Below are 21,896 nucleotides of genomic sequence, written 5' to 3' on the forward strand. Positions count from 1 at the left end.
ACCCTCTCGGGCTTTCCTCCGGGCGCTTCCCTTCGGTCTTGCGTTTCCGACTCTATCAGACCGTTTCACCGGCCGATTTCCTCGGGGTCTTGCTGATCTTACCTTTTCGCTTTCCGGCCTTTCAGCCTTCCTTCGGTGTTGACTCTATCAGATCCTTTCGGGCCTGATTCCCAGTCAACCGGGTTTGTCTTCCCGGCCGTTGGGCCGTTCCGACGTCCCAAACATTAGCGGATCCTCGCGGCAGTTCCTAATCGAGTCGATCAGGTCCTGCGCAACCCAATTTCGAATGGAATTCGGACACGCCGAAATCATTCCCGTTGGGAGATCGTGCTGGTGTGTGGGTGCCGCGTTCGCGGCGGAAGGTGCTGTCGCAGAACCGTTACGGCCCCGCGGCAACCCGGAGAACTTTACGGAGGGGGTAGGGGCGTGTCAACCCCCACCCGGTGAACACCCTGGCGGGTTCCGTGCGGGGCCTCAGTCCAGGTCGCTGAGGCGGCCGCCGGCGTCCGGCTGGGCGTGCTCGACGCGGCGGAGCAGGCGGGTGAGGACCTCGCCGAGGAGTCCGCGCTCCACAGAGGTGAGGTCCTGGAGGAGGTCCTCCTCGAAGACCGTGGCGAGGCGCATGGCCGCCAGCCACTTCTCGCGGCCCTCGGCCGTGAGCTCGACGATGACGCGCACGCGGTTGTTCTCGTCGCGGTCCCGGGTGACCAGGCCCTCCTGGACCATCCGGTCGATGCGGTGGGTCATCGCGGCGGGCGTGAGGCCGAGCCGCTTGGCGAGCTCGCCGGGGCCCATCCGGTACGGGGCGCCGGACAGGACTAGGGCCTTGAGGACCTCCCACTCGGCGTTGCTGATGCCGATCTCCGCGGTCTGCCGGCCGTACGCCACGTTCATGCGCCGGTTGAGCCTGCCGAGCGCCGAGACGATCTGCTCGACCTGGGGGTCGAGGTCCTGGAACTCGCGCTGGTACGCCGCGATCTGCTCGTCGAGGGTCGGCTCCGCTGTCGGTCCGTCGGGGTTGTCCGCCATGCCGCAAAGTATGGCACGGGGCCAGTTGGCGTTGAAGTCCTTGGAGGTGTACTGTTTAGCTTCTAACTTTAGGTTCGAAGTCTTCAGGGTGAAGGCTTCACGAAAGAGGCAGGTGAAAGTGACCAGGGCGATGGGCGCCACGATGCGGCGTGTACAGGTGGGTAGCGCGCTGAGTTCGTTCGGCGTGGGCTTCACGGTTCCGTTCCTCTATGTCTATGTGGCAGAGGTCCGGGAGCTGGGGGCCGGTGCGGCGGGCATCGTGCTGGCCGCGTTCGCGATGGCCGCCCTCGTCGTCCTGCCGTTCACCGGCCGCGCCATCGACCGGCGCGGCCCCATGCCCGTACTGCTCGTGGCGTCGGGTGTGGCGGCGGTTGGGGCCATCGGGCTCGGGCTCGCCGTCAGTGAGCCGGCGGCCATCGCGGCCGCCGCCGTGCTCGGCGCGGGTACGGCCGTGCTGCAGCCCGCGCTCGCCACGATGATCGTCTGGTGCTCCGCCCCGGAGACGCGGACGCGGTCCTTCGCCATGCAGTTCTTCCTGCAGAACCTGGGGCTCGGTATCGGTGGCCTGATCGGCGGCCAGATCGTCGACGTGAACCGGCCGGACAGCTTCCTGCTGCTCTTCGGCATCGAGGCCGTCATGTTCCTCGTGCTCGCGGGCATCGTGCTGACCGTGCGGATGCCGCAGGGGCAGCACCTTGGTGAGGCCGCGCCCAAGGGCGACTCCAAGGGCGGGCTGCGCACGCTGCTCGGGCACCGGGCGATGGTCCAGCTGTGCGTGCTGGGCTTCGTGCTGTTCTTCGCCTGCTACGGCCAGTTCGAGTCCGGGCTGAGCGCCTACGGGGTCGAGGCCGCCGGGATCTCCCCGTCCACCCTGGGCATCGCCCTCGCGGCGAACACGGCGATGATCGTGGTCGCCCAGTTCGCCGTCCTGAAGTTCGTGGAGCGCCGCAAGCGCTCGCGCGTGATCGCCGCGGTGGGCATCATCTGGGCCGTCGCGTGGGCGGCCGCCGGGTACGCGGGGCTCGGGCACGGCAGCCAGGCCATGGCCACCGCCGCGTTCATCTCGACGTACGCGCTGTTCGGGCTCGGTGAGGCGATGCTGTCGCCGACCGTGGCGCCGCTGGTCGCCGATCTGGCGCCGGAGGGCATGGTCGGGTCGTACAACTCGGCGTTCGCGCTGGTCAAGCAGCTCGCGCTGGCCGTCGGGCCGGCGGTGGGCGGGCCCATGGGTGCCGCGCTGCACGGTCCGTACATCGTGACGTTCATGCTGTTCTCGCTCGGCATCACCGTGCTCGGGCTGCGGCTCGGGAAGCGGCTGACGCCGGTGCAGGACCAGCCGTCGCTGGCCGGCAGCCGTGTCGTCATGAAGGGCACGCCCGAACCGGCGACCACGGTGTCGGCCGGCTGAAGCGCCTCTCAGCCCCTCTCAGCGCCTCTCAGGGGGTGCTGTCGGGGAGGACGAACTCGCACCAGACGGCCTTGCCGCCGCCTGGTGTGCGGCGTGATCCCCAGTTCGAGGCGATGGTCGCGACGATCGCGATGCCGCGGCCCGTCTCGTCCCCCGGTTCCGCGCGGCGGCGCCGGGGCAGATGGTCGTCGCCGTCGGTCACCTCGATGATCAGGCGGCGATCCGTACGGCGCAGACGCAGGCGCATGGGCGGGGTGCCGTGCTGGAGCGAGTTCGCGACGAGTTCGCTGGCCGCGAGGACGCCCAGGTCGTGCAGGTCCGTCGGGAAGCGCCAGCTGGTGAGGACGCCGGAGGCGAAGGCGCGGGCGCGGGGGGCCGCCTCGACGCCGCCGAGCAGTTCGAGCGCGGCGTTGCGGAAGAGTTCCCCGTCGGTGCCCTTGCGGGCCGGGTGCTGGAGGACCAGGACGGCGACGTCGTCGTCGTGGTCCGCGCTGACCCCGAGGGCGCGCAGCAGCCGGTCGCAGACGACCTGAGGGGTGCCGGTGGCACCGGCCAGCGCGCGCTCCAGGGCTGCGACGCCCTCGTCGATGTCCTCGTCCCTGCGCTCGACCAGGCCGTCCGTGTAGAGGACGGCGGTGGAGCCGGGGCCGAGCGGGACCGAGCCCGAGGCGTGCAGCCAGCCTCCGGTGCCGAGGGGCGGCCCGGTGGGTTCCTCGGCGCGGTGGATGGTGCCGGTCTCGTCGCGGACGAGGATCGGCAGGTGGCCCGCGGACGCGTAGACGAGGCGCCCCTCGTTGGGGTCGTGGACCGCGTAGACGCAGGTGGCGATCTGGTGCGGGTCGATCTCGGTGGCCAGGCCGTCGAGGAGCTGGAGCACCTCGTGCGGGGGCAGGTCGAGACGGGCGTAGGCGCGGACGGCGGTGCGCAGCTGGCCCATGACCGCGGCGGCGCGGACGCCGCGTCCCATGACGTCGCCGATGACGAGGGCGGTGCGGCCGCCGCCGAGGGTGATGACGTCGTACCAGTCGCCGCCGACCGCGGCCTCGGTGCCGCCCGGCTGGTAGGTGGCGGCGATGCGCAGGTCGTCGGGCTCTTCCAGTTCCTGCGGGAGCAGGGAGCGCTGGAGGGTGACGGCGGTCTCGCGCTGGCGGCGCTCGCTGGTGCGCAGTCGCTCGGCGGCCTCGGCGTGGTCGGTGACGTCGGCGGCGAAGATCAGGACGCCGGGGCCGCCGTCGGTCTCCAGCGGGGTGCAGGTGACGGTGTACGAGCGGCCGCCGGAGGTCTTGCGGGACTTGACCGTGCGGGGCTTGGAGCTGCGCAGCACCTGGTCGAGGAGGGGGAGCAGGCTCAGTTCGTCGAGCTCGGGGAGCGCGGTGCGGGCGGGTTCGCCGGCGGGGCGGTCGCCGAAGGCGGCGATGTAGGCGTCGTTGAGGTACGCGACGCGGTGCTCGGGGCCCTGGACTAGGGCGACGAGGCCGGGGATGCGGTCGAGGACGTCGCGGACGGGGAGGGTGTCGAGGCCGCCGTCGGGGCTCTCGTCGGGCCTGCGCTCGGCACGGGCGGCGGGGACGGCGCCCTCGCCTCGCTGGGGTGCTCCGTGGTCGGCTCGCGCTGCCGCGCGGCGCTGCGTTCCGGGGAGCCGGGCGCTCCAGCGGGTGAAGTTCACGGTGGGGAAAGCCTCGTGGGGTCGTGGTCGGGCGATGCGCCCGCCCATGGTCGGGGACCAGTCTGGCCGACCGTACTGACAAACGTCAGACGCCGGACCGCCTGCGGTAGTTCCGCGTTCCGTAGGTGGGGCCGTGTACGGGCCCGTGTGTGGGACCGCCGTCGGGCCGTGGGACGGGCGTCAACGGTGCGGTCAGGACGACCCTTTCGGGTCCGGGGAGGGATCGTCGGTGGGTCCGTTCGGCGGGTCGGCAGAAGGGTCCGCAGGAGGGACACCACCGGCCGCGAGTTCGAACTCGGCGCGCGGCCGCTCCAGAGAGCCCAGCGAGACGATCTCTCGCTTGAACAGGCCGGAGAGCGTCCATTCGGTCAGGACACGGGCCTTTCGGTTGACGGTCGGCACCCTGCTGAGGTGGTAGACGCGGTGCATGAACCAGGCAGGGTAGCCCTTCAGCTTGCGTCCGTAGACGTGTGCGACGCCTTTGTGGAGGCCGAGGGAGGCGACGGATCCCACGTACGCGTGGGCGTAGTCGGTGAGGGGCTCGCCGCGCAGGGAGGCCGCGATGTTGTCGCCGAGGGTCCTGGCCTGGCGGACGGCGTGCTGCGCGTTGGGCGCGCAGGTGCGGCCGGGCTCGTCGGCTGTGGTGTCGGGGACGGCGGCGGCGTCACCGGCGGCCCAGGCGTGCGGGGCGCCGTCGACGGCTAGGGCGGCGGTGCAGGTGAGGCGGCCGCGTTCGTCGCGGGGCAGGTCGGTGGCGGCGAGCAGCGGGCTGGGTTTGACTCCGGCGGTCCACACGACGGTGCGGGTGGGGAAGCGGGAGCCGTCGCTGAGGACGGCGACGCGGTTCTCGCAGGATTCGAGGCGGGTCTCGAGGCGTACGTCGATGTTGCGGCCGCGCAGTTCGCGGATCGTGTAGCGGCCCATCTCGGGGCCCACTTCGGGCAGGATCCGGTCGCTGGCCTCGACGAGGATCCACTTGAGGTCCTCGGGTTTGACGTTGTGGTAGTGCTTCGCGGCGAACCGGGCCATGTCCTCCAGCTCGCCGAGCGCCTCGACGCCCGCGTAGCCGCCGCCGACGAAGACGAAGGTGAGGGCGGCGTCGCGGATCGCGGGGTCGCGGGTGGAGGAGGCGATGTCGAGCTGCTCGATGACGTGGTTGCGCAGGCCGACGGCTTCCTCGACGGTCTTGAAGCCGATGCCGTGGTCGGCGAGTCCCGGCACGGGCAGGGTGCGGGAGACCGAACCGGGGGCGAGGACCAGTTCGTCGTAGGCGATCGAGGCGGGGCCCATGCCCTCGTCGGAGCTGGCGAGGGTGGTGTAGCGGGCGGTGCGCTTGGCGTGGTCGATGGACTCGACCTCGCCGACGATCACCTGGCAGTGCGGCAGGACGCGGCGCAGCGGGGCGACGACGTGGCGCGGCGAGATGGATCCGGCGGCGGCCTCGGGGAGGAACGGCTGGTACGTCATGTACGGGTCGGGGGTGATCACGACGATCTCCGCGTCCCCGTTCCGGAGCTCCCGTTTGAGCTTCTTCTGGAGGCGCAGGGCCGTGTACATCCCGACGTATCCGCCGCCGACGACGAGAATGCGCGCTGTGGGGGTCGTCCCCCGGTCGTTTGCTGCCCTCACCCTCCCATGACGCATCGGGCTCCTGCGTTTGTCCACAGCCCCGACAATTTGTGTGACGGAACGGAGTGCGCCGTACCGGTTGTGCCGGGGGGCGGGGTGCGCGGGAGGTGTGCAGGTCAGCGGGTGAGGGGGCGGGAGGTGGTGGGGGTGCATTCGGGGTGGAATCCCCGCGTACTCCGTTCGGGGGGCGCTCCGTGCGGAACCTGCCCCTTCTGAATTGACTCCCGGTCAACTATGTTCGTGTGCTGTCGGGGTGTCGGGGGACGCACTGACGGCGCCGCGGGGCGGCTGCCGGACTTCTCTGTCGGTTCCTCACGCTCCGGCTGACAAATGACGGGGAGTGTCTCCGGGGGGAGACGTCATTACCGGGGGAACACATATGCACATTCAGGATTCTCATTGGACCTCGGCGTCCACCGTGACGCCCACGAGTGTCCCCGGCGGGGCCAACGGGCGGGGAACGAGCGACAGTTCCCGCTCCGCTCCGCTGCGGGTGGACGCACAGCGCAACCTGGAGCACGTGCTGCGCGCGGCCCGGGAAGTCTTCGGCGAGCTGGGCTACGGCGCGCCCATGGAGGACGTGGCGCGCCGCGCTCGGGTCGGTGTGGGCACGGTCTACCGGCGCTTCCCCAGCAAGGACGTGCTGGTGCGGCGCATCGCCGAGGAGGAGACGGCCCGGCTGACCGACCAGGCGCGCACCGCCCTCGGCCAGGAGGACGAGCCGTGGTCGGCGCTGTCGCGCTTCCTGCGGACCTCGGTCGCCTCGGGCGCGGGCCGGCTGCTGCCGCCGCAGGTGCTGCGCGTGGGCGCGGCCGGGGCGCACGACGAGGCGCGGGTGCCGCAGCAGCGGGCCGCGGTCGACGGGGCCGAGCCGCGGCACGCGGACCAGCGGACGGCGCCGGCCGAGGTGCTCCCCGTGGACGACGCGGGGGCGGCCGCGCTGCTCGACGTCGTGGGCCGGCTCGTGGACCGGGCGCGGGAGGCGGGTGAGCTGCGCGTCGACGTGACCGTGGCGGACGTGCTCCTCGTGATCGCCACGGCTGCGCCCGCGCTGCCGGACGCCGCGCAGCAGGCCGCCGCGTCGGCCCGCCTGCTCGACATCCTCCTGGAGGGCCTGCGCTCGCGGCCTGCGTGAGCGGGGCGTTTGTTCGGCGGTGGGGCGCCTCTGAGCGGCTGTGTGTACCGGGGCGCCTCTGAGCACCTCTGAGCGGCTCTGTGTGGTGGGGCGCCTGCGAGTGGGCGGTGATTGGGCGGGGGCGGTTGGGAGCCTGTGAGCGGACCTGTGCGGCCGGGTGTCTCCGGTCGGGCGGGTGCGGTCGGGCGGGTGGTGCGGTTGGCCCCTCTGGTCGAACCCGCGTGGCCGGCCGCCTGCGATCGGGCAGGTGCGGCCGGGCGCTTGCGAGCGGCCCCGTGCCGTCGGGTGCCTGCGAGCAGTCGGGCGCCTCCGGTCAACCCCGCGCGGTCGGGCGTCTCCGATCGGGCCAATGTGGCCAGGCACCTGCGAGCGGCCCGTGCCATCGGACGCCTCCGGTCATTCCGCGGGCCGGCTGCCTGCGCGGGGCTTTCGTGGTCGGGCGCTTGCGAGCGGCCCGTGCCGTCGGACGCCTCCGATCAACCCCGCGCGGTCGGGTGTCTGCGGTTCACCGCGTGCGGGCGGGCGTCTGCGGGGGCTTTCGCGGTCGGGCACGGGTGTGCAGCCGTGCATATCAACTGCCTGTGACGGCCTGAACACCATGGGTCGATGTTCTCGGTCGTGACCGGCGCGTACGCGGGGTACGCGGTCAACTTGCTTTCTGCGTACGGCCGTTGAGTACTACCCCAACCGCCGAACACTAGTGCCCCGTGGCCGGAAAACTCCACGGATGAGTGGTTGCGGGGCAGTGACCGGCGCGGTGGGGCACGGGTGTGGCACTCTTTCCCGGTGGTTCGGGTCAGAGTGGGCGGTCGGGGGCTTCCGCGATGAGTGTTGACGGGCGGGACGAGCAGCAGCCCGACGGACAGGGAACGAGCGGCGAGGGCCGCTCCCCCAGCGATGCCGCACAACAGGTGCCGAGCCAGGGCGGACCGGGCCGGGCCCAGCCGCCCGTGCCTGCCGATCCCGAGGTGTCCGTACCGGCGCAGCGCGAGAGCCTCGGCCCGGACGTCGTGGGCGTTCCCGGAGCCGGCGGGGCCGACCTGCCGCCGTCCGACGCCGACCTCATCGCACAGATGCGCGCGGGCGACGACGGCGCCTATGAGCAGCTGTACCGCCGCCACGCGGCCGCCGTGCGCCGTTACGCCCGCACCTGCTGCCGCGACGGACACACCGCCGACGACCTCACCGCCGAGGTGTTCGCCCGCATGCTGCAGGCCGTACGCGGCGGCAGCGGGCCCGAGCACGCGGTGCGCGCGTACCTCCTGACCACGGTGCGCCGGGTCGCCGCGGGGTGGACGAAGTCCGCGAAGCGGGAGCAACTGGTCGACGACTTCGCCGTGTTCGCCCAGCAGTCCGCCCGCTCCAGCGAGGTCTCGGACGACGACACGCTCGAGCTCGGCGCCGACGTCCGCGCCATGCACGAGGCCGAGCAGTCGATGGCCATGCAGGCCTTCCGCTCGCTGCCCGAGCGCTGGCAGGCCGTCCTGTGGCACACCGAGGTGGAGGACGAGTCGCCCAGCGACGTCGCCACCCTCTTCGGCCTCGACGCCAACGGCACGCGCGTGCTCGCGAAGCGCGCCCGCGAGGGCCTCAAGGAGGCCTACCTCCAGGCGCACGTCTCGGCCACCCTCATCCAGTCCGAGGAGTGCTCCCGCTACGCGGACCGGCTCGGCGCCTACGCGCGCGGCAGTCTGCGCACACGCGCCGAGCGCGGGCTGCGCAAGCACCTGGACGAGTGCGCCAAGTGCCGTCTGGCCGCCGGCCAGATCAAGGAAGTCGCCGGCGGCATCCCGGGTGTCGTGCCGATCGCCGTCATCGGTTGGTTCGGTGCCGCCGGGTACGCGAAGGTCGCCGCGCTCGTCGGCGGCGGCGCCCTGGGTGCGGCGGGCGCCGGTGGTGCTGCCGCCGCGACCGGCGGGACCTCGGGCGGCGCGGCCGGTGGTGCCGCGTCCGAGGGGCTCGGCGCCCCGGCGAAGGCCGGTATCGCGGCCGGTGTCGTGGCGACCGGCATCGCCGTCGCCGTCGCCATGGCGCTCACCGGCGGCGACGTGAAGAAGCCCGAGCCGGAGGCCCGCCAGGAGAAGCCGCCGATCTCGCAGCCGATCGTGCCGCAGAAGCCGAAGCAGAACCCCAAGCCGCAGCCGGAGCCGCCCGCCGCGGCGCCGAAGCCGGCGCCGACTCCTCCGCCGTCCGAGAAGCCGAAGCCGACCCCCACGCCGACACCGACGCCAACACCCACGCCCACTCCCACCCCGAAGCCGACGCCCACCCCCACGCCGAAGCCGACTCCCACCCCGAAGCCGACGCCTCCTCCCCCGGCGCCCCCGGCCGTCTACCAGTGGAACCAGCTCTCGTACGGCGGCCTTGGTGACGGCACCGGGCCCGAGATGCGGTTCGGCAGCACCCCGGTCTGGCAGCGCACCGGTCTCTCGATCGCGGGGCAGCAGTACGCGCACGGCGTCTCGGTGGCGTCGACCTCCTCGGTCACCATCGACCTCAACCGCAGCTGCACCGCGTACGACGCGGTCGTCGGCGTCGACGACATGTCGCTCGGCATGGGCGCGGTCCGCTTCTCCGTCTACGTCGACGGGGCGCGGGCCTGGCAGTCGCCGGTCGTCCGGGGCAACCAGCCGGCGGTGCCCGTGCACGTCGGACTCTCCGGGGCCAAGGCGATCCGCCTCGTGGTCGAACCGCACGCCCCGTTCGGCGCCTCGGCGATCGCGGACTGGGCCAACTCCCGCTTCACCTGCTCCTAGACACTGCCTAGGGTCTTTCGGGTTCGAGCTCGGCGAGGATCTGGTCCGGGGTGAGGGACCGGCCCTGGGCGCGCAGCGTCTCGTGGCGCGCGGCGCCCAGCTCGTCGCGCGCCCGGGACTCGACGTCCTCGTACGCCTTCCGCTCCGGGTACGGGCGGGCCAGCTCGCCCCGCAGGGCGGCGGACGCGGCGAACAGACGCACCGCGCTCTCCAGGCCGCCCGCCCGCGCCTTCAGTTCGGCCCCGACGTCGATGAGGCCGCCCGTCACCGCCTCCGCACAGTGCTCCATCACCGCGTCCCGCAGCACCGGGACGAGGAGCGCCAGGGCCGCCTCCGGTCCCGACTCGGCCGCCGTGACGCGGGCGTCGAGCGCGCCCAGGACCGCGATGAACTGCGGCGGCGGAGTGCCGGCCTCCGCCAGGGCCCTGGCCTCGTCGCACTGCTCGCGCGCGGCGGCCACCTCGCCGTCCGCCAGCAGCAGCTGGCCCCGCAGCAGCCGCACGAACGCCGTCGTGTCCGTCACCCCGACCTGGGACGCCTCGGCATGCGCCACGTCGAGCGTCCGCCACGCCGACTCCTTGTCACCGGACCGGTACGACAGCTCCGCGAGCCGGGCCAGCAGGAACGGCGCCTCCGCGTACGCGCCGACCTCGTAGGCCAGCCGCAGCGACTCCTCGTACTCGGCGCGCGCCTCCTCCAGGAGGCCCCGCGCCATCGCCGCCTCGCCGGCCGCGCTGCATACCTGGGCCCGCATCCAGCGGTCGCCCACCCTGCGGCTGATGTCCCGCAGCTCGGCCAGGTCGCCGTCCACACCCCGCATGTTGCCCGGCATGTCGACCGCCACGTGGGTCCGGAACATCAGCGTCACGCCGATCTCCCAATCGCCGCCGTACCGGCGGCAGTTGGCGAGCGCCGCATCCAGACTCGCCCGTACGTCCCGGCGCTCCTCGTCCAGGAAGAACAGCGAGAACGGCCAGATGATCCCCGGGAAACGGGCGCCGCGCGGGTTGGGCGGCGCGAAGGCGGCCTGCACACGCGCGATGTACTCCCGGTCGGCGTCGTCGCGCACCGTCTCCTGCGGCTTGGTGTCCGCGAGGAGGAACAGGTCCAGCAGCCGCAGGTTCATCCGCGGCCAGTACAGCGGGTGCTCCGGGTCGTCCAGGGTGCGGCGGCCGGGCAGCAGCGCGGTGACGCGCTCCAGCCAGGCGACCGCCTCCGTACGGTAGTTGCGCAGCCACCAGAACCAGCCCATCAGCAGCGTCAGCGCGATCGCCGTCTCCTCGTCCGGGCCGTCAGGGAAGGTGGCACCGGACGAGGAGGCCGGCTGGGTCGCGCGGGCCAGGGCCGCCCTGATGTTGTCCAGCTCCGTCTCCAGGCGCTGGATCCACGGCAGTTGCTCCGCCGAACGGATCTTGGGGTCGGCCTCTTCGAGCAGTGCGCGCACCCACGCGGTGTGCCGGTGCCCGGCGTCCCGGCGCAGGCCGGGGAACTCGGCGGCGCGCTCCGTGGCGTACTCGTGGATCGTCTCCAGCATCCGGTAGCGCATCCCGGCCGTGGTGCCCGGCTGCGGAGTGGCGATGAGCAGGGACTTGTCGAGGAGGGAACCCAGGGCGTCCGCCGTCGTGGCGGGCGGCGCCGCGCAGACCGACTCGGCGGCCTCCAGGTCCCAGCCGCCGGCGAACACCGACAGCTCGCACAGCACCCTGCGCTCCTGCTCGTCCAGCAGGTCCCAGGACCAGTCGACGACCGCGCGCAGGGTCTGCTGGCGGGGCAGCACGGTGCGGCTCCCGCCGGTCAGGAGGCGGAAGCGGTCGTCGAGGCGGTCGGCGATCTGGCGCGGGGTGAGCAGCCGGAGCCGGGCCGCCGCCAGCTCGATGGCCAGCGGCAGACCGTCGAGGCGCCGGCAGATCTCCGCCACTGCCGCCCGATCCTGGGCTGGGTCGAAACCGGGGCGGACCGCGGCGGCCCGTTCGGCGAACAGGCGGGAGGCGGGGTCCGGCGGCAACGGCTCGACGGGGCGGACGGACTCCCCCGGGACTCCGAGGGGTTCGCGGCTGGTGGCGAGGATCGTCAGGGACGGGCAGTGCGTGAGCAGGGTCTCGGCGAGCTGGGCCGCCGCGTCGATCACATGCTCGCAGTTGTCAAGGATCAGGAGCAGGCCGCGCTGGGCGCAGTGCTCGATGAGGAGCCGTGTCGGGTCGTCCTGCGGCACGGTCGACATCTCGCTCGTCATCAGGACCGTCTCACGAAGGCCCAGAGCGCTGACGACCGCGCCGGGGACCGCCCTCGGGTCGTCCAGCGGCGCCAGCTCGACCAGCCAGGCCGGGGAGAAGGGCGTCGCTGCCTCTTCCGCCAGGCGGGTCTTGCCGGAGCCGCCCGGGCCCGTGAGCGTGACCAGGCGTGCACCTCGCAAGTCAGAACGGATGGCGTCCAGTTCGGGTTCCCGGCCCACGAAACTGTTGAGGCGGGGCCGGAGGTTGCCGCTCCTGACCGGGGTTCGCGGGGCGGGCGGCTCCACCGGTTCCGCTGTGTCGGCCCGTTCGGCCCGTTCGGCCGGGGCGGGGGCCGCCGAGAGGAGTTCCGCGTGGATGCGCCGGAGGTCAGGACCCGGGTCCGTGCCCAGGCCGTCGGCGAGGGTGCGGCGGGCCTGTTCGTACGCGGCGAGGGCGTCGGCGCCCCGGCCCGTGGCGCGCAGGGCCCGGATCAGCAGGGCGTGCAGCGGCTCGTCGTACGGGTGGGCCGTGGTCAGTTCCCGTAGCTCCGGTACGAGGTCGGCGGCGCGGCCCAGCAGCAGGTCGGCCTCGGCCCGGGCGCGGGTCGCCTCCAGACGCTGGGCCTCCAGACGGCGGGCCTCCGGACGGACGGCTCCGTCGGGGAGCGGAAGGTCGGTCAGGGCCGGACCGTGCCACAGGGCGAGGGCGTCGCGCAGGGTGCGGGCCGCGGTGTCCGGGGCGTTCTCGGCAAGGGCGCGGGTGCCGTCCCGGGTGAGGCGCGCGAAGACGTGGGCGTCGATGTCGTCACGCGCGGCGGCCAGGCGGTAGCCGCCGGTCTCCGAGGTGACGGCGTCCTTGCCGAGGGCTCTGCGCAGGCGGGCGACGAGGGCCTGGAGAGCGGCGGGGGCGTCGGCCGGCGGGGTGTCGGTGTCGGGCCAGACGTCGTCGATGAGGGTGTGGACGGGGGCGGGGTGGGGGGTGTGCAGGGCCAGGGAGGTGAGGAGGGCGCGGAGGCGGGGGCCGGCCAGGGGTACGGGTGTGTCGCCGTTCGCGTCGTCGATCGCCTGCGTGGCGCCCAGGATTCTGTACTGCACCCGGGCATTGTCGCCGCTCCGGGTGTGCGGGGCGCGGGGTTTACGGGGCTGGGCGGGTCTGTGGCGGCGCTGTGGCTGAGCCTCACCGAGGGAGGCCGGGGCAGGGGCGCGGGGAACTGCGCGACCAGCCCCCACCGGGGCGGCAGCCGCGTGACGGCGCCACCGGCCACGGCGACTGGGCGCCGACGCGGGGCGGGTCCCGCGCCGGGAGCGGAGCGGCCCCGCTAGGACAACCCCGAGCCCAAGGCTCGGGCCGGGGTGACCGTTCCGGAGGGGACCGCCCGGGCCCGCGCGGGGGTACCGGTCCAGCACGTGCCGCGCCGCGCCAGCAACCGCCGCAGCCACAGCTCCAGCGATACCAGCTCCGCGAGCCCGTCGACGGGCAGCGGCTCCCCGTCGGCCGCCGCGCGGAGCGCTTTGCGGACGACCCGGCCCTCGACGAGCCCGGTCTGCGCGAGCAGCGGCGTGTCGAAGAGGGCGATCAGCGTGTCCGCCGAGGCCCGCAGCCCGGTGCGGGCGGCCGCGGCCGAGGAGGCGTGGGAGGGCGCGCCCCAGCCCGGGGGCAGGTCCGTGACGCCGGCGCCCTCCAGGACCGTACGGAGAATGTCGGCGCGGGCCCCCGGCTGGACGCGGAGCGCCTCCGGCAGGGCGCGGCACGCGCGGACCACCTGGTTGTCGAGGAACGGCGCGTGCAGCCGCTGGAAGCGGATCTCGGCGGCCTGTTCGAGGATGCGCAGGTCCGCGGCGTGTCGGGCCAGTGCCGCGCGGGCCCGGAACTCGCCGGGCCGCTGTCCGGGCCCGGGGCCCGGACGCGTCGCCCCGACCTGTAGGCGAACCGATACTTCAGCAAGGGCCTCGCCGGTCAGCCAACGGGCGGCGGGCCCGGGTCTGGCCCAGGTGAGCGCTGCGAGCGAGGCCCCGACCGCCCCCGCGGCCCCGCCCGGATCGTCGAAGCGCCGCTGCCGCAGCAGCTCGGCCAGGCCGTCGAGTCCGGCCCGGTAGGGCGTGCGGGCGAGCTTGCGCGCGGCGCCGTACACGCGCGCGGGCACGGTGAACGAACCGTCCGCCTTCGTGAGCGCGGCGACGGGCCGCAGCATGTGGCGGCGCCGGCGGTCCATCAGGAGGTCGGTGAGCCGCGCCGGATGCGCGTCGAGCACCTGCCGTGCGCCGTACCCCGTGAAGTGGTCCGCGCTCCCGGAGGAGAGCCGCGCGCGATGCCGGGCGGCCGAGACGAGCAGGGGGCTCGGCTCGTCCGTGAGCGGGCCGTCCAACTCCGCGTAGGGGAGCGTCTCTTCGCCGCCGGTCACGACGACGTGGTGCAGGCGCGGATTCGCGGCCAGGGCCCCCGCGCGCTCCCGCTCGGCCTCGTGGTGGGTCGGCGCGGCCGACAGGTCGTTGAAGGTGACGGCGAGGAGCCGCTCGCCGGCGCCCGTGCCGTGCCCGAGGACGGTGCCGGGCAGTCCAGGCAGCCCGGCCGCGAGCAGCGCCAGCGTGCCGGAGGCGGGCCCGCCCGAGAGGTCCGCGCCGATGCCGGGCACGGGCATGCCGCGGGCGGCGCGCCGCTCGGCGGGCCCCATGCCGGGCACGGGCCCTGGGTCGAGGTCGGTGCCGGGCACGTGGCGCGGGGCGGCGAGCCGGGTGCGTACGGCGTCCACGAGGGCGTCCCGTACGCCGTCCACGGCGTCGGTGGGGTCGGTGGGGGTGGCGGCGACGGCGAGGGACGCGACGGGCTCGTAGCCGGCGATCTCGCGGGAGCCCGCGCGCAGCACGAGCGCGTGGCCGGGCGGGATGCGGTGGACGCCTTCGTAGGGCGTCGAGTCGTGCAGGGCCTCGGGGACGTCGGGGGCGGCGAGCAGCGCGGCGAGGTGTCCGACGTCGAGGTTGGCCTCGATGAGGTCGGCGAGCGGGAGGGCGGCGGTGGCGTACGCGGTGCCGCCGGCCCAGGGGGTGTGGAAGACGGGCCGGGCGCCCGCGAGGTCGCCGAGGACGGTGACGCGGCGGCCGGCCTGGACGACGGCCGTGTAGCTGCCGGGCCAGGCGGTGAGGTGGCGCAGGGCGCCGCCGCGGGCGGCGAACAGGCCGACGCGCAACTGCTCGTCGGAGGCGCCGCACACGCCGAGGACGGCGATGCGGGTCTGGTCGTCGACCTTCACGATGCGCACTTCGTCGGGGCGCCAGTCACCGACCGCCCACAGGGGATCCGGGTCTCCCCACAGGAGTTGGGACCCGACCGGGTGGACCGTCTCGCCGTCCGTACCGGTCGCTCCGGCGGAACCGGGGGTGACAGGTCCGGCGGCGGTACTGCTCCACCCCACCAACCACCGCATCGCCGCCTCCACAAGCTGTGGACATCCAAGGGGGACCCATGCTGCCACGAAGCCGGCGTCGGGGAGGATGCAAGTGGGCACGGGAAAATGGCGCGCGCTCCCCCTCGTGCGCCCCCGATACCGCCCTGATGCGCCCCATTTGAGCGATGGTTGAAGCCGGGCGGACCCGCGGCACTACCCACGCAGCGCGGGACGACAACGGAACAACAACGGCGAGATTCGGCCAAATCGGCGCGGGATGGCCGGAGCCGGCCGACCCGCTTCGGCCACAGCGCGCAACGCGCAGTCCGGGAGGCTCGGTCGGCCTCCCGGACCGTTCCGCCACCCGCGGGGATGAAGGCGGCGGTGTCCCCCAGCCCGCTGGATCCAGTACAGCGGGCCGACCCACGCAGGTCCCATGGAAGCCCGCTCCCCAGGGCCGGCCAAGAGCGCACGCGCAGGCGCACGGCACCACAGGTGGAGCACACGGTCACACGGCGTGGCCTGCGCCGTACTTCAGTACGGACAACAATCCCGCCAGATGGAACCGCCGCCCTTAACGCTTGGGATCCGGCGAACTACGCTGGGTGTACGAATGCCGCGCGGTTATGCCAGGCCGAGTCGGGCCGTCTTCTCGGCGTAGCCGCCAGGCGCGGCAGCCGTCTGTGTCGAGGGGTGACGCATGTCCAGGGAGCTACGCGGGCCGAACGAGAAGCTCGGCGCCGTTCTCGCCCTCGCGGGAATCAGCAACGCAGGACTGGCGCGCCGGGTCAACGACCTGGGGTCGCAGCGCGGACTGACGCTGCGCTACGACAAGACGTCGGTGGCCCGGTGGGTGTCGAAGGGCATGGTGCCGCAGGGCGCCGCCCCGCACCTGATCGCCGCCGCGATCGGCCAGAAGCTGGGCCGGCCTGTGCCGTTGCACGAGATCGGCCTCGCGGACGCGGACCCCGCGCCCGAGGTCGGCCTCGCCTTCCCGCGGGACGTGCGGGCGGCGGTGAAGTCGGCGACGGAGCTGTACCGGCTCGACCTCGCCGGCCGCCGCGCGGGCGGTGGCGGGATCTGGCAGTCCCTCGCGGGCTCCTTCGCGGTCAGCGCGTACGCCACGCCCGCCTCGCGGTGGCTGATAACCCCGGCCGACTCGTCGGTCGCGCGGGAGGCGCACAGCGCCGAGGAGGGCGCACCGCAGAAGGTCGGCCACAGTGATGTGCGCAAGCTGCGCGAGGCCGCGGAGGACGCGCGGCGCTGGGACTCCAAGTACGGGGGCGGGGACTGGCGTTCGTCGATGGTGCCGGAGTGTCTGCGGGTGGAGGCGGCGCCGCTGCTGCTCGGCTCGTACTCGGACGACGTGGGCCGCTCCCTGTTCGGCGCCTCGGCCGAACTGACGCGCCTGGCCGGGTGGATGGCGTTCGACACCGGGCAGCAGGAGGCGGCACAGCGGTACTACATCCAGGCTCTGCGGCTCGCGCGGGCCGCGGCGGACGTGCCGCTCGGCGGCTATGTGCTGGCCTCCATGTCGCTGCAGGCGACGTACCGGGGCTTCGGGGACGAGGGCGTGGACCTGGCACAGGCGGCCCTGGAGCGGAACAAGAGCCTGGCGACGGCGCGCACGATGAGCTTCTTCCGGCTCGTCGAGGCGCGCGCCCACGCGCGTACCGGTGACGCGCAGGCGGCCGGTGCCTCGCTGCGGGCGGCGGAGGGCTGGCTGGAGCGGGCCCGCGACGGGGACAACGATCCGTCCTGGCTCGGCTTCTACTCCTACGACCGTTTCGCGGCGGACGCGGCGGAGTGCTACCGGGACCTGAAGGCGCCCCGGCAGGTGCGCCGGTTCACGGAGCAGGCGCTGTCGAAGCCCACGGAGGAGTTCGTGCGCTCGCACGGGCTGCGTCTGGTGGTGTCGGCGGTTGCCGAGCTGGAATCGGGGAACCTGGACGCGGCGTGCGAGCAGGGCACGCGCGCGCTGGAGGTCGCGGGCCGTATCTCCTCGGCCCGCACCACCGAGTACGTCCGGGACCTGCTGCACCGCCTGGAGCCCTACGGCGACGAGCCGAGAGTGGTGGAATTACGAGAACGAGCGCGTCCCCTCCTGATGGCGCCGGCGTAGTCCCCTCCCGGGGTCGTGTCGTCCGTCGCCCGGGTCGGGCGCACCGCACACAGCGCGTTGTCAGTGGCGTCGGGCAAGATGCAGGGCGTGGAGGTGAGGCCTGGTGGGGACGGCTGCGTTCGACGGGGATGTGTTGGTGGTCGGCGGGGGGATCGTCGGTCTGTCCACCGCGTACGCCGTCTCGCGGGCCGCGCCGGGCACGCGGGTCGTCGTCCTGGAGAAGGAGCCGGGCCCGGCCCGGCACCAGACGGGGCGTAACAGCGGGGTGATCCACAGCGGGATCTACTATCGGCCGGACTCGCTGAAGGCGCGGTACGCGGTGCGCGGGGCGGCCGAGATGGTCAAGTTCTGCGCGGAGTACGGGATCCCGCACGAGGTCACCGGAAAGCTGATCGTCGCCACGGACCGGGACGAGCTGCCGCGCCTGCACGCCCTGGTCCAGCGCGGCAGGGAGAACGGGATCTCGGTGCGCGAGCTGGGCCCCGCCCAGATCCAGGAGTACGAGCCCGAGGTGCGGGGGCTCGCCGCGATCCATGTGGGGACGACGGGCATCGCGGACTACCGGGCGGTCGCCGAGCGGTTCGCGGAGGTGTCCGGGGCGGAGATCCGGTACGGGGCGGAGGTCGTACAGATCGACCGGCGGCCCGATCTCGGGGTCGCGGTGCGCACGCGCGCGGGGGACGTGGTGCGGGCGCGGGTGATGGTGAACTGCGCGGGGCTGCGGTGCGACGAGGTGGCGCGGCTCGCCGGGGACGACCCGGGGATGCGGATCGTGCCCTTCCGGGGGGAGTACTTCGAGCTGGCGCGGCCCGAGCTGGTGCGCGGGCTTGTCTATCCGGTGCCGGATCCGGCGTTCCCGTTCCTCGGGGTGCATCTGACGCGGGGCATCCACGGCGGCGTCCACGTGGGGCCGAACGCGGTGCCGGCGCTGGCCCGTGAGGGGTACGGGTGGGGCGTCGTGCGGCCCCGTGAGCTGGCCGGGACGCTCGGCTGGCCGGGGTCGTGGCACATAGCGCGGCAGCACTGGCGGTACGGGGCGGGCGAGATCGCGCGGTCCGTGTCGAAGGGGGCGTTCACGCGGGCCGTGCGCAGGCTCGTGCCGGCCGTGGAGCCGGGGGATCTGGTGGCGGCTCCGGCCGGGGTGCGGGCCCAGGCCGTACTCCGCGACGGGACCCTGGTAGACGACTTCCTGATCCGCGAGGGTCCCCGCACGGTCCATGTCCTGAACGCCCCGTCCCCGGCGGCGACGGCGTCCCTCCCCATCGGGCGGGAGATCGCCCGCCGGGTGCTGGCGGCGCTGTAGCCGAGGCCCGGCGAAAGGCGTACCCGGCGCCGCGTGAGCCGCCGGGTACGTAAAATCGGGGGCATTGTGTCTGAGTCGCCTGAGTTCACCAGCCCCGCCCGCCCCAACGAGCCGCGCTTCCCGGACGGGCCGCGGCCCGATCCCGCCGGGTCGCACTTCGAGCGGCGGATCCGGAGTTTCCAGCCGCGCCGCAGCCGGGTCACCACCGCGCAGGCGGACGCGCTGGAGCGGCTGTGGCCCAAGTGGGGGCTCGACATCGACGGGCAGCGGGTGCTGGATCTGCCGGGGATGTTCCCCGGGGTCGAGCGGATCGTGCTGGAGATCGGCTTCGGGATGGGCGAGGCCACCGCGCAGATGGCCGCGGAGGACCCGACGACCGGGATCCTCGCCGTCGACGTGCACACGCCGGGCCAGGGCAACCTGCTGAACCTGGCGGACCGCAACGGGCTGACGAACGTCCGCGTCGCCAACGGGGACGCGATCATCCTGCTGCGCTCCATGCTGCCGGACGACTGCCTCGACGGTCTGCGCGTCTACTTCCCGGACCCGTGGCCGAAGAAGCGGCACAACAAGCGCCGCCTGATCCAGCCCGAGTTCCTGTCCCTGGTCGCGGGCCCGCTGAAGCCGGGCGCGCTCGTGCACTGCGCGACGGACTGGGAGGACTACGCGGAGCAGATGCTCGAGGTCCTCACCGCGCACCCGGACTACGTGAACACCATTCCGGACGGCGGCTACGCCCCGCGCCCCGAGTTCCGCCCCCTGACCCGCTTCGAGGGCAAGGGCCTGGACAAGAGCCACGTGGTGCACGACCTGCTCTTCACGCGCCGCTGAGCCCGCGGGGAGCACGGGCCCCGTCGCGGCGCCCCGCATCCCTCGTTAGGGTCAATCCGTGGCCCCGTACCCCACCTATCCACCGCATCAGGACCACGCCCTCGGCACCCCGCCGAGCGGCGCGGTTCCGCATCCGCGCTGGTGGGAGCGGAAGGGCGTGCAGGCCACGGCGCTCGCCGCGCTGCTCGCGCTGTCCGGTGCGGTGATCCTGGCGCTGGTGCGGGAGCAGACCGGCACGGAGGGCTTCCTCGTCGGCCTCGGTCTGGCCGTGCTGCCGGTGCCGCTGCTGATATCCGCGTTCCGCTGGCTCGACCGGGTACGGCCGGGCCCCTGGCGGAACACGGTGTTCGCGTTCGCGTGGGGCGCCTGCGCGGCGGCCCTCATCGCGATCGTGGCGAACAGTTTCGCGACCCGCTGGATAGCGACCGCGACCGCCGACCCGACCAGCGCCGACACCCTCGGCGCCACCGTCATAGCCCCCGTCGTCGAGGAGTCGGCGAAGGCGGCGGCGGTCCTGCTCGTCTTCCTGTTCCGCAGACGCGACTTCGCCGGGGTCGTCGACGGCATCGTCATCGCCGGGGTCACCGCGACCGGCTTCGCGTTCACCGAGAACATCCTCTATCTGGGCAACGCGTTCGGCACCGACCAGATCAGTGGCACGGGCCCCGGACTCAGCTCGGTGACCGCCGCGACGTTCTTCGTCCGCGTCATCATGTCGCCGTTCGCGCATCCGCTGTTCACGGTGCTGACCGGCATCGGCTTCGGCATCGCCGCCGTCACCGCCCCCGACCGCGGCCAGGTCCGCCGCGTGCTGCTGCCGCTCGCCGGACTGCTCACCGCGATGGGCATGCACGCCTTCTGGAACGGCTCGTCGAACTTCGGCGAGTACGGCTTCTTCGCCGTCTACGCGACCTTCATGGTGCCGGTGTTCGGCCTGCTCACCTGGCTCGCCGTGTTCCTGCGCCAGCGCGAACTGCGCGCCGTGCGCGAGGAACTGCCCGCCTACGTGGCCGCGGGCTGGCTGGCCCTGCCCGAACCCTTCGCGCTCGGCTCGCTCAAGGCGCGCCGTCTGGCTCGCGAGTACGCGGCGCACTTCGGCGGCAAGGAGGCGCTGAGGGCGGTCACCGAGTACGAGGAGTACGCGACCTCGCTCGCCCTGCTGCGCCGGCGCGGCGCCCGCGGCCGGGCCGGCGCCGACTTCGTCGTACGGGAGCGGGAGCTGCTCGACGCGCTGTGGCAGCGTCAGGGCTACGCGCGGGCCGCCCTCGCGTACGCGGCCCGCGCCGTCGTGCCGGTGTGGCCGGTGTACGCGGGACCGCCGATGCAGGGGCCGCCCGTGCAAGGGCCGCCCTACAACCCGTACCGGTACTAGGCGCGTCCGGCGGAGGCGCGGCTGAGGCGCTGGAGTTCGGACTCGGTGAGCTCGAGGCCGGCGACGGCGAGCAGCGCCGGGAGCTGCTCCACGGTGCGCGCCGAGGCGATCGGGGCGGTCACGGTGGGCTGGGCGGCGAGCCAGGCCAGGGCGACGGTCGCGATCTCGGCGTCGCGCTCCTTGGCGATCTCGTCGAGTGCGGTGAGGACGGCCTGCCCGCGCGGGGTCTCCAGGTGGCGGGCCGCGCCCTGCGCCCGCGGGCTGTCGACGGTGACGCCGGTGCGGTACTTGCCGGTGAGGAAGCCGGAGGCGAGCGCGTAGTAGGGGACGGCGCCGAGGCCCGCGCGGGAGGCGACCTGCTCCAGTTCGCCCTCGTACGTGTCGCGCGAGACCAGGTTGTAGTGCGGCTGGAGGGCGACGTAGCGGGCGAGGCCCTCGCGGTCGGAGACGTCCAGGGACTCCTGGAGGCGGGCCGCGGTGATGTTCGACGCCGCGATGTAGCGGACCTTGCCCGCCCGCACCAGCTCGTCGAGCGCGCCGATGATCTCCTCGACGGGCACGTCGGGCTGGTCGAAGTGCGTGTAGTACAGGTCGATGTGATCGGTGCCCAGGCGCTGCAGCGAGGCGTCGGCGGCCGCCTTGATGTTGTCCGCGGACAGGCCCTGGTACCGCGGGTGCTGGCTCACCTTGGTGGCGATGACGACATCGTCGCGCCGGCCCCGCGCCGCCAGCCAGCGGCCGATCAGGGTCTCGGACTCGCCGCCCTCGTTGCCCTCCACCCACGCCGAGTAGGAGTCGGCGGTGTCGATGAAGTTGCCGCCGCCGGCGGTGTAGGCGTCGAGCACCGCGAAGGAGGCGGCCTCGTCCGCCGTCCAGCCGAAGACGTTGCCGCCGAGGGCGAGGGGGAAGACCTCGAGGTCCGAGGAGCCGAGAGAGCGCAGAGAAGTCATGAACGTTCTCAACGCCCGCGCAGAATCCGGTATTCCGACCGGAACCGAGCCGGTCCGGACCTGACGGCCCGTCGGCCTGCGGGCGCGCGCGGGCATGCAC

At 73.5% G+C, this 21,896-nt stretch carries 13 protein-coding genes; 7 read left to right on the forward strand and 6 right to left on the reverse strand.

Features of this window, described 5'->3' with window-relative positions:
• Positions 1–474 precede the first annotated feature (474 nt).
• Positions 475–1,029 (reverse strand): MarR family winged helix-turn-helix transcriptional regulator, encoded by a 555-nt coding sequence (locus tag ACIBTU_RS03490; protein WP_399124229.1) that lies wholly within the window; start codon positions 1,027–1,029, stop codon positions 475–477.
• A 130-nt stretch (positions 1,030–1,159) separates the two neighbouring features.
• Here ACIBTU_RS03490 and ACIBTU_RS03495 point away from each other — a divergent pair, with 130 nt between their 5' ends.
• Positions 1,160–2,437 carry an MFS transporter gene (locus ACIBTU_RS03495; protein ID WP_399124806.1) on the forward strand — a complete coding sequence of 426 codons (1,278 nt, stop codon included), beginning with the start codon at positions 1,160–1,162 and terminating at the stop codon, positions 2,435–2,437.
• Positions 2,438–2,465: 28 nt separating this feature from the next.
• On the opposite strand, the gene ACIBTU_RS03500 is transcribed toward ACIBTU_RS03495, so the two are convergent.
• Together ACIBTU_RS03500 and ACIBTU_RS03505 are read right to left on the reverse strand one after the other, a co-directional pair.
• Positions 2,466–4,103 (reverse strand): SpoIIE family protein phosphatase, encoded by a 1,638-nt coding sequence (locus ACIBTU_RS03500; RefSeq protein WP_399124230.1) that lies wholly within the window; start codon positions 4,101–4,103, stop codon positions 2,466–2,468.
• Between the two features lie 192 nt (positions 4,104–4,295).
• Positions 4,296–5,747 carry an NAD(P)/FAD-dependent oxidoreductase gene (locus ACIBTU_RS03505; RefSeq protein ID WP_399124231.1) on the reverse strand — a complete coding sequence of 484 codons (1,452 nt, stop codon included), beginning with the start codon at positions 5,745–5,747 and terminating at the stop codon, positions 4,296–4,298.
• 364 nt (positions 5,748–6,111) lie between these two features.
• Between ACIBTU_RS03505 and ACIBTU_RS03510 the strand changes: the two genes are divergently transcribed.
• Entirely contained in the window at positions 6,112–6,867 is a 756-nt protein-coding gene (locus ACIBTU_RS03510; RefSeq protein WP_399124232.1) for a TetR/AcrR family transcriptional regulator, read from the forward strand.
• A gap of 824 nt (positions 6,868–7,691) precedes the next feature.
• Positions 7,692–9,623, forward strand: coding sequence for a sigma-70 family RNA polymerase sigma factor (locus tag ACIBTU_RS03515; RefSeq protein WP_399124233.1), 1,932 nt, complete (start codon positions 7,692–7,694; stop codon positions 9,621–9,623).
• A gap of 7 nt (positions 9,624–9,630) precedes the next feature.
• Here ACIBTU_RS03515 and ACIBTU_RS03520 read toward each other — a convergent pair whose 3' ends face one another.
• The gene (locus ACIBTU_RS03520; protein ID WP_399124234.1) at positions 9,631–12,930 is read right to left on the reverse strand and encodes a BTAD domain-containing putative transcriptional regulator; all 3,300 of its coding nucleotides are present in this window, start codon (positions 12,928–12,930) and stop codon (positions 9,631–9,633) included.
• 224 nt (positions 12,931–13,154) lie between these two features.
• A complete protein-coding gene (locus tag ACIBTU_RS03525; protein ID WP_399124235.1) occupies positions 13,155–15,257 on the reverse strand; it encodes an asparagine synthase-related protein in 2,103 nt (700 codons plus the stop codon).
• A gap of 661 nt (positions 15,258–15,918) precedes the next feature.
• Between ACIBTU_RS03525 and ACIBTU_RS03530 the strand changes: the two genes are divergently transcribed.
• From ACIBTU_RS03530 to ACIBTU_RS03545, 4 genes are all read left to right on the forward strand, one after another.
• Complete coding sequence (locus ACIBTU_RS03530; RefSeq protein WP_399124236.1) at positions 15,919–17,340, forward strand: MFS transporter; 1,422 nt, start codon at positions 15,919–15,921, stop codon at positions 17,338–17,340.
• Positions 17,341–17,443: 103 nt separating this feature from the next.
• Positions 17,444–18,643, forward strand: coding sequence for an L-2-hydroxyglutarate oxidase (gene lhgO, locus ACIBTU_RS03535; protein ID WP_399124237.1), 1,200 nt, complete (start codon positions 17,444–17,446; stop codon positions 18,641–18,643).
• A 66-nt stretch (positions 18,644–18,709) separates the two neighbouring features.
• Entirely contained in the window at positions 18,710–19,474 is a 765-nt protein-coding gene (gene trmB / locus ACIBTU_RS03540; protein ID WP_399124238.1) for a tRNA (guanosine(46)-N7)-methyltransferase TrmB, read from the forward strand.
• A gap of 58 nt (positions 19,475–19,532) precedes the next feature.
• A complete protein-coding gene (locus ACIBTU_RS03545) occupies positions 19,533–20,846 on the forward strand; it encodes a PrsW family intramembrane metalloprotease (RefSeq protein ID WP_399124239.1) in 1,314 nt (437 codons plus the stop codon).
• Here ACIBTU_RS03545 and ACIBTU_RS03550 read toward each other — a convergent pair.
• Positions 20,843–21,796 carry an aldo/keto reductase gene (locus ACIBTU_RS03550; protein ID WP_399124240.1) on the reverse strand — a complete coding sequence of 318 codons (954 nt, stop codon included), beginning with the start codon at positions 21,794–21,796 and terminating at the stop codon, positions 20,843–20,845. The two genes, ACIBTU_RS03545 and ACIBTU_RS03550, sit on opposite strands and share 4 nt — an antisense overlap.
• Positions 21,797–21,896: the final 100 nt, after the last annotated feature.

This window comes from Streptomyces sp. NPDC050145 (genome assembly GCF_044460245.1).
Taxonomy (GTDB): domain Bacteria; phylum Actinomycetota; class Actinomycetes; order Streptomycetales; family Streptomycetaceae; genus Streptomyces.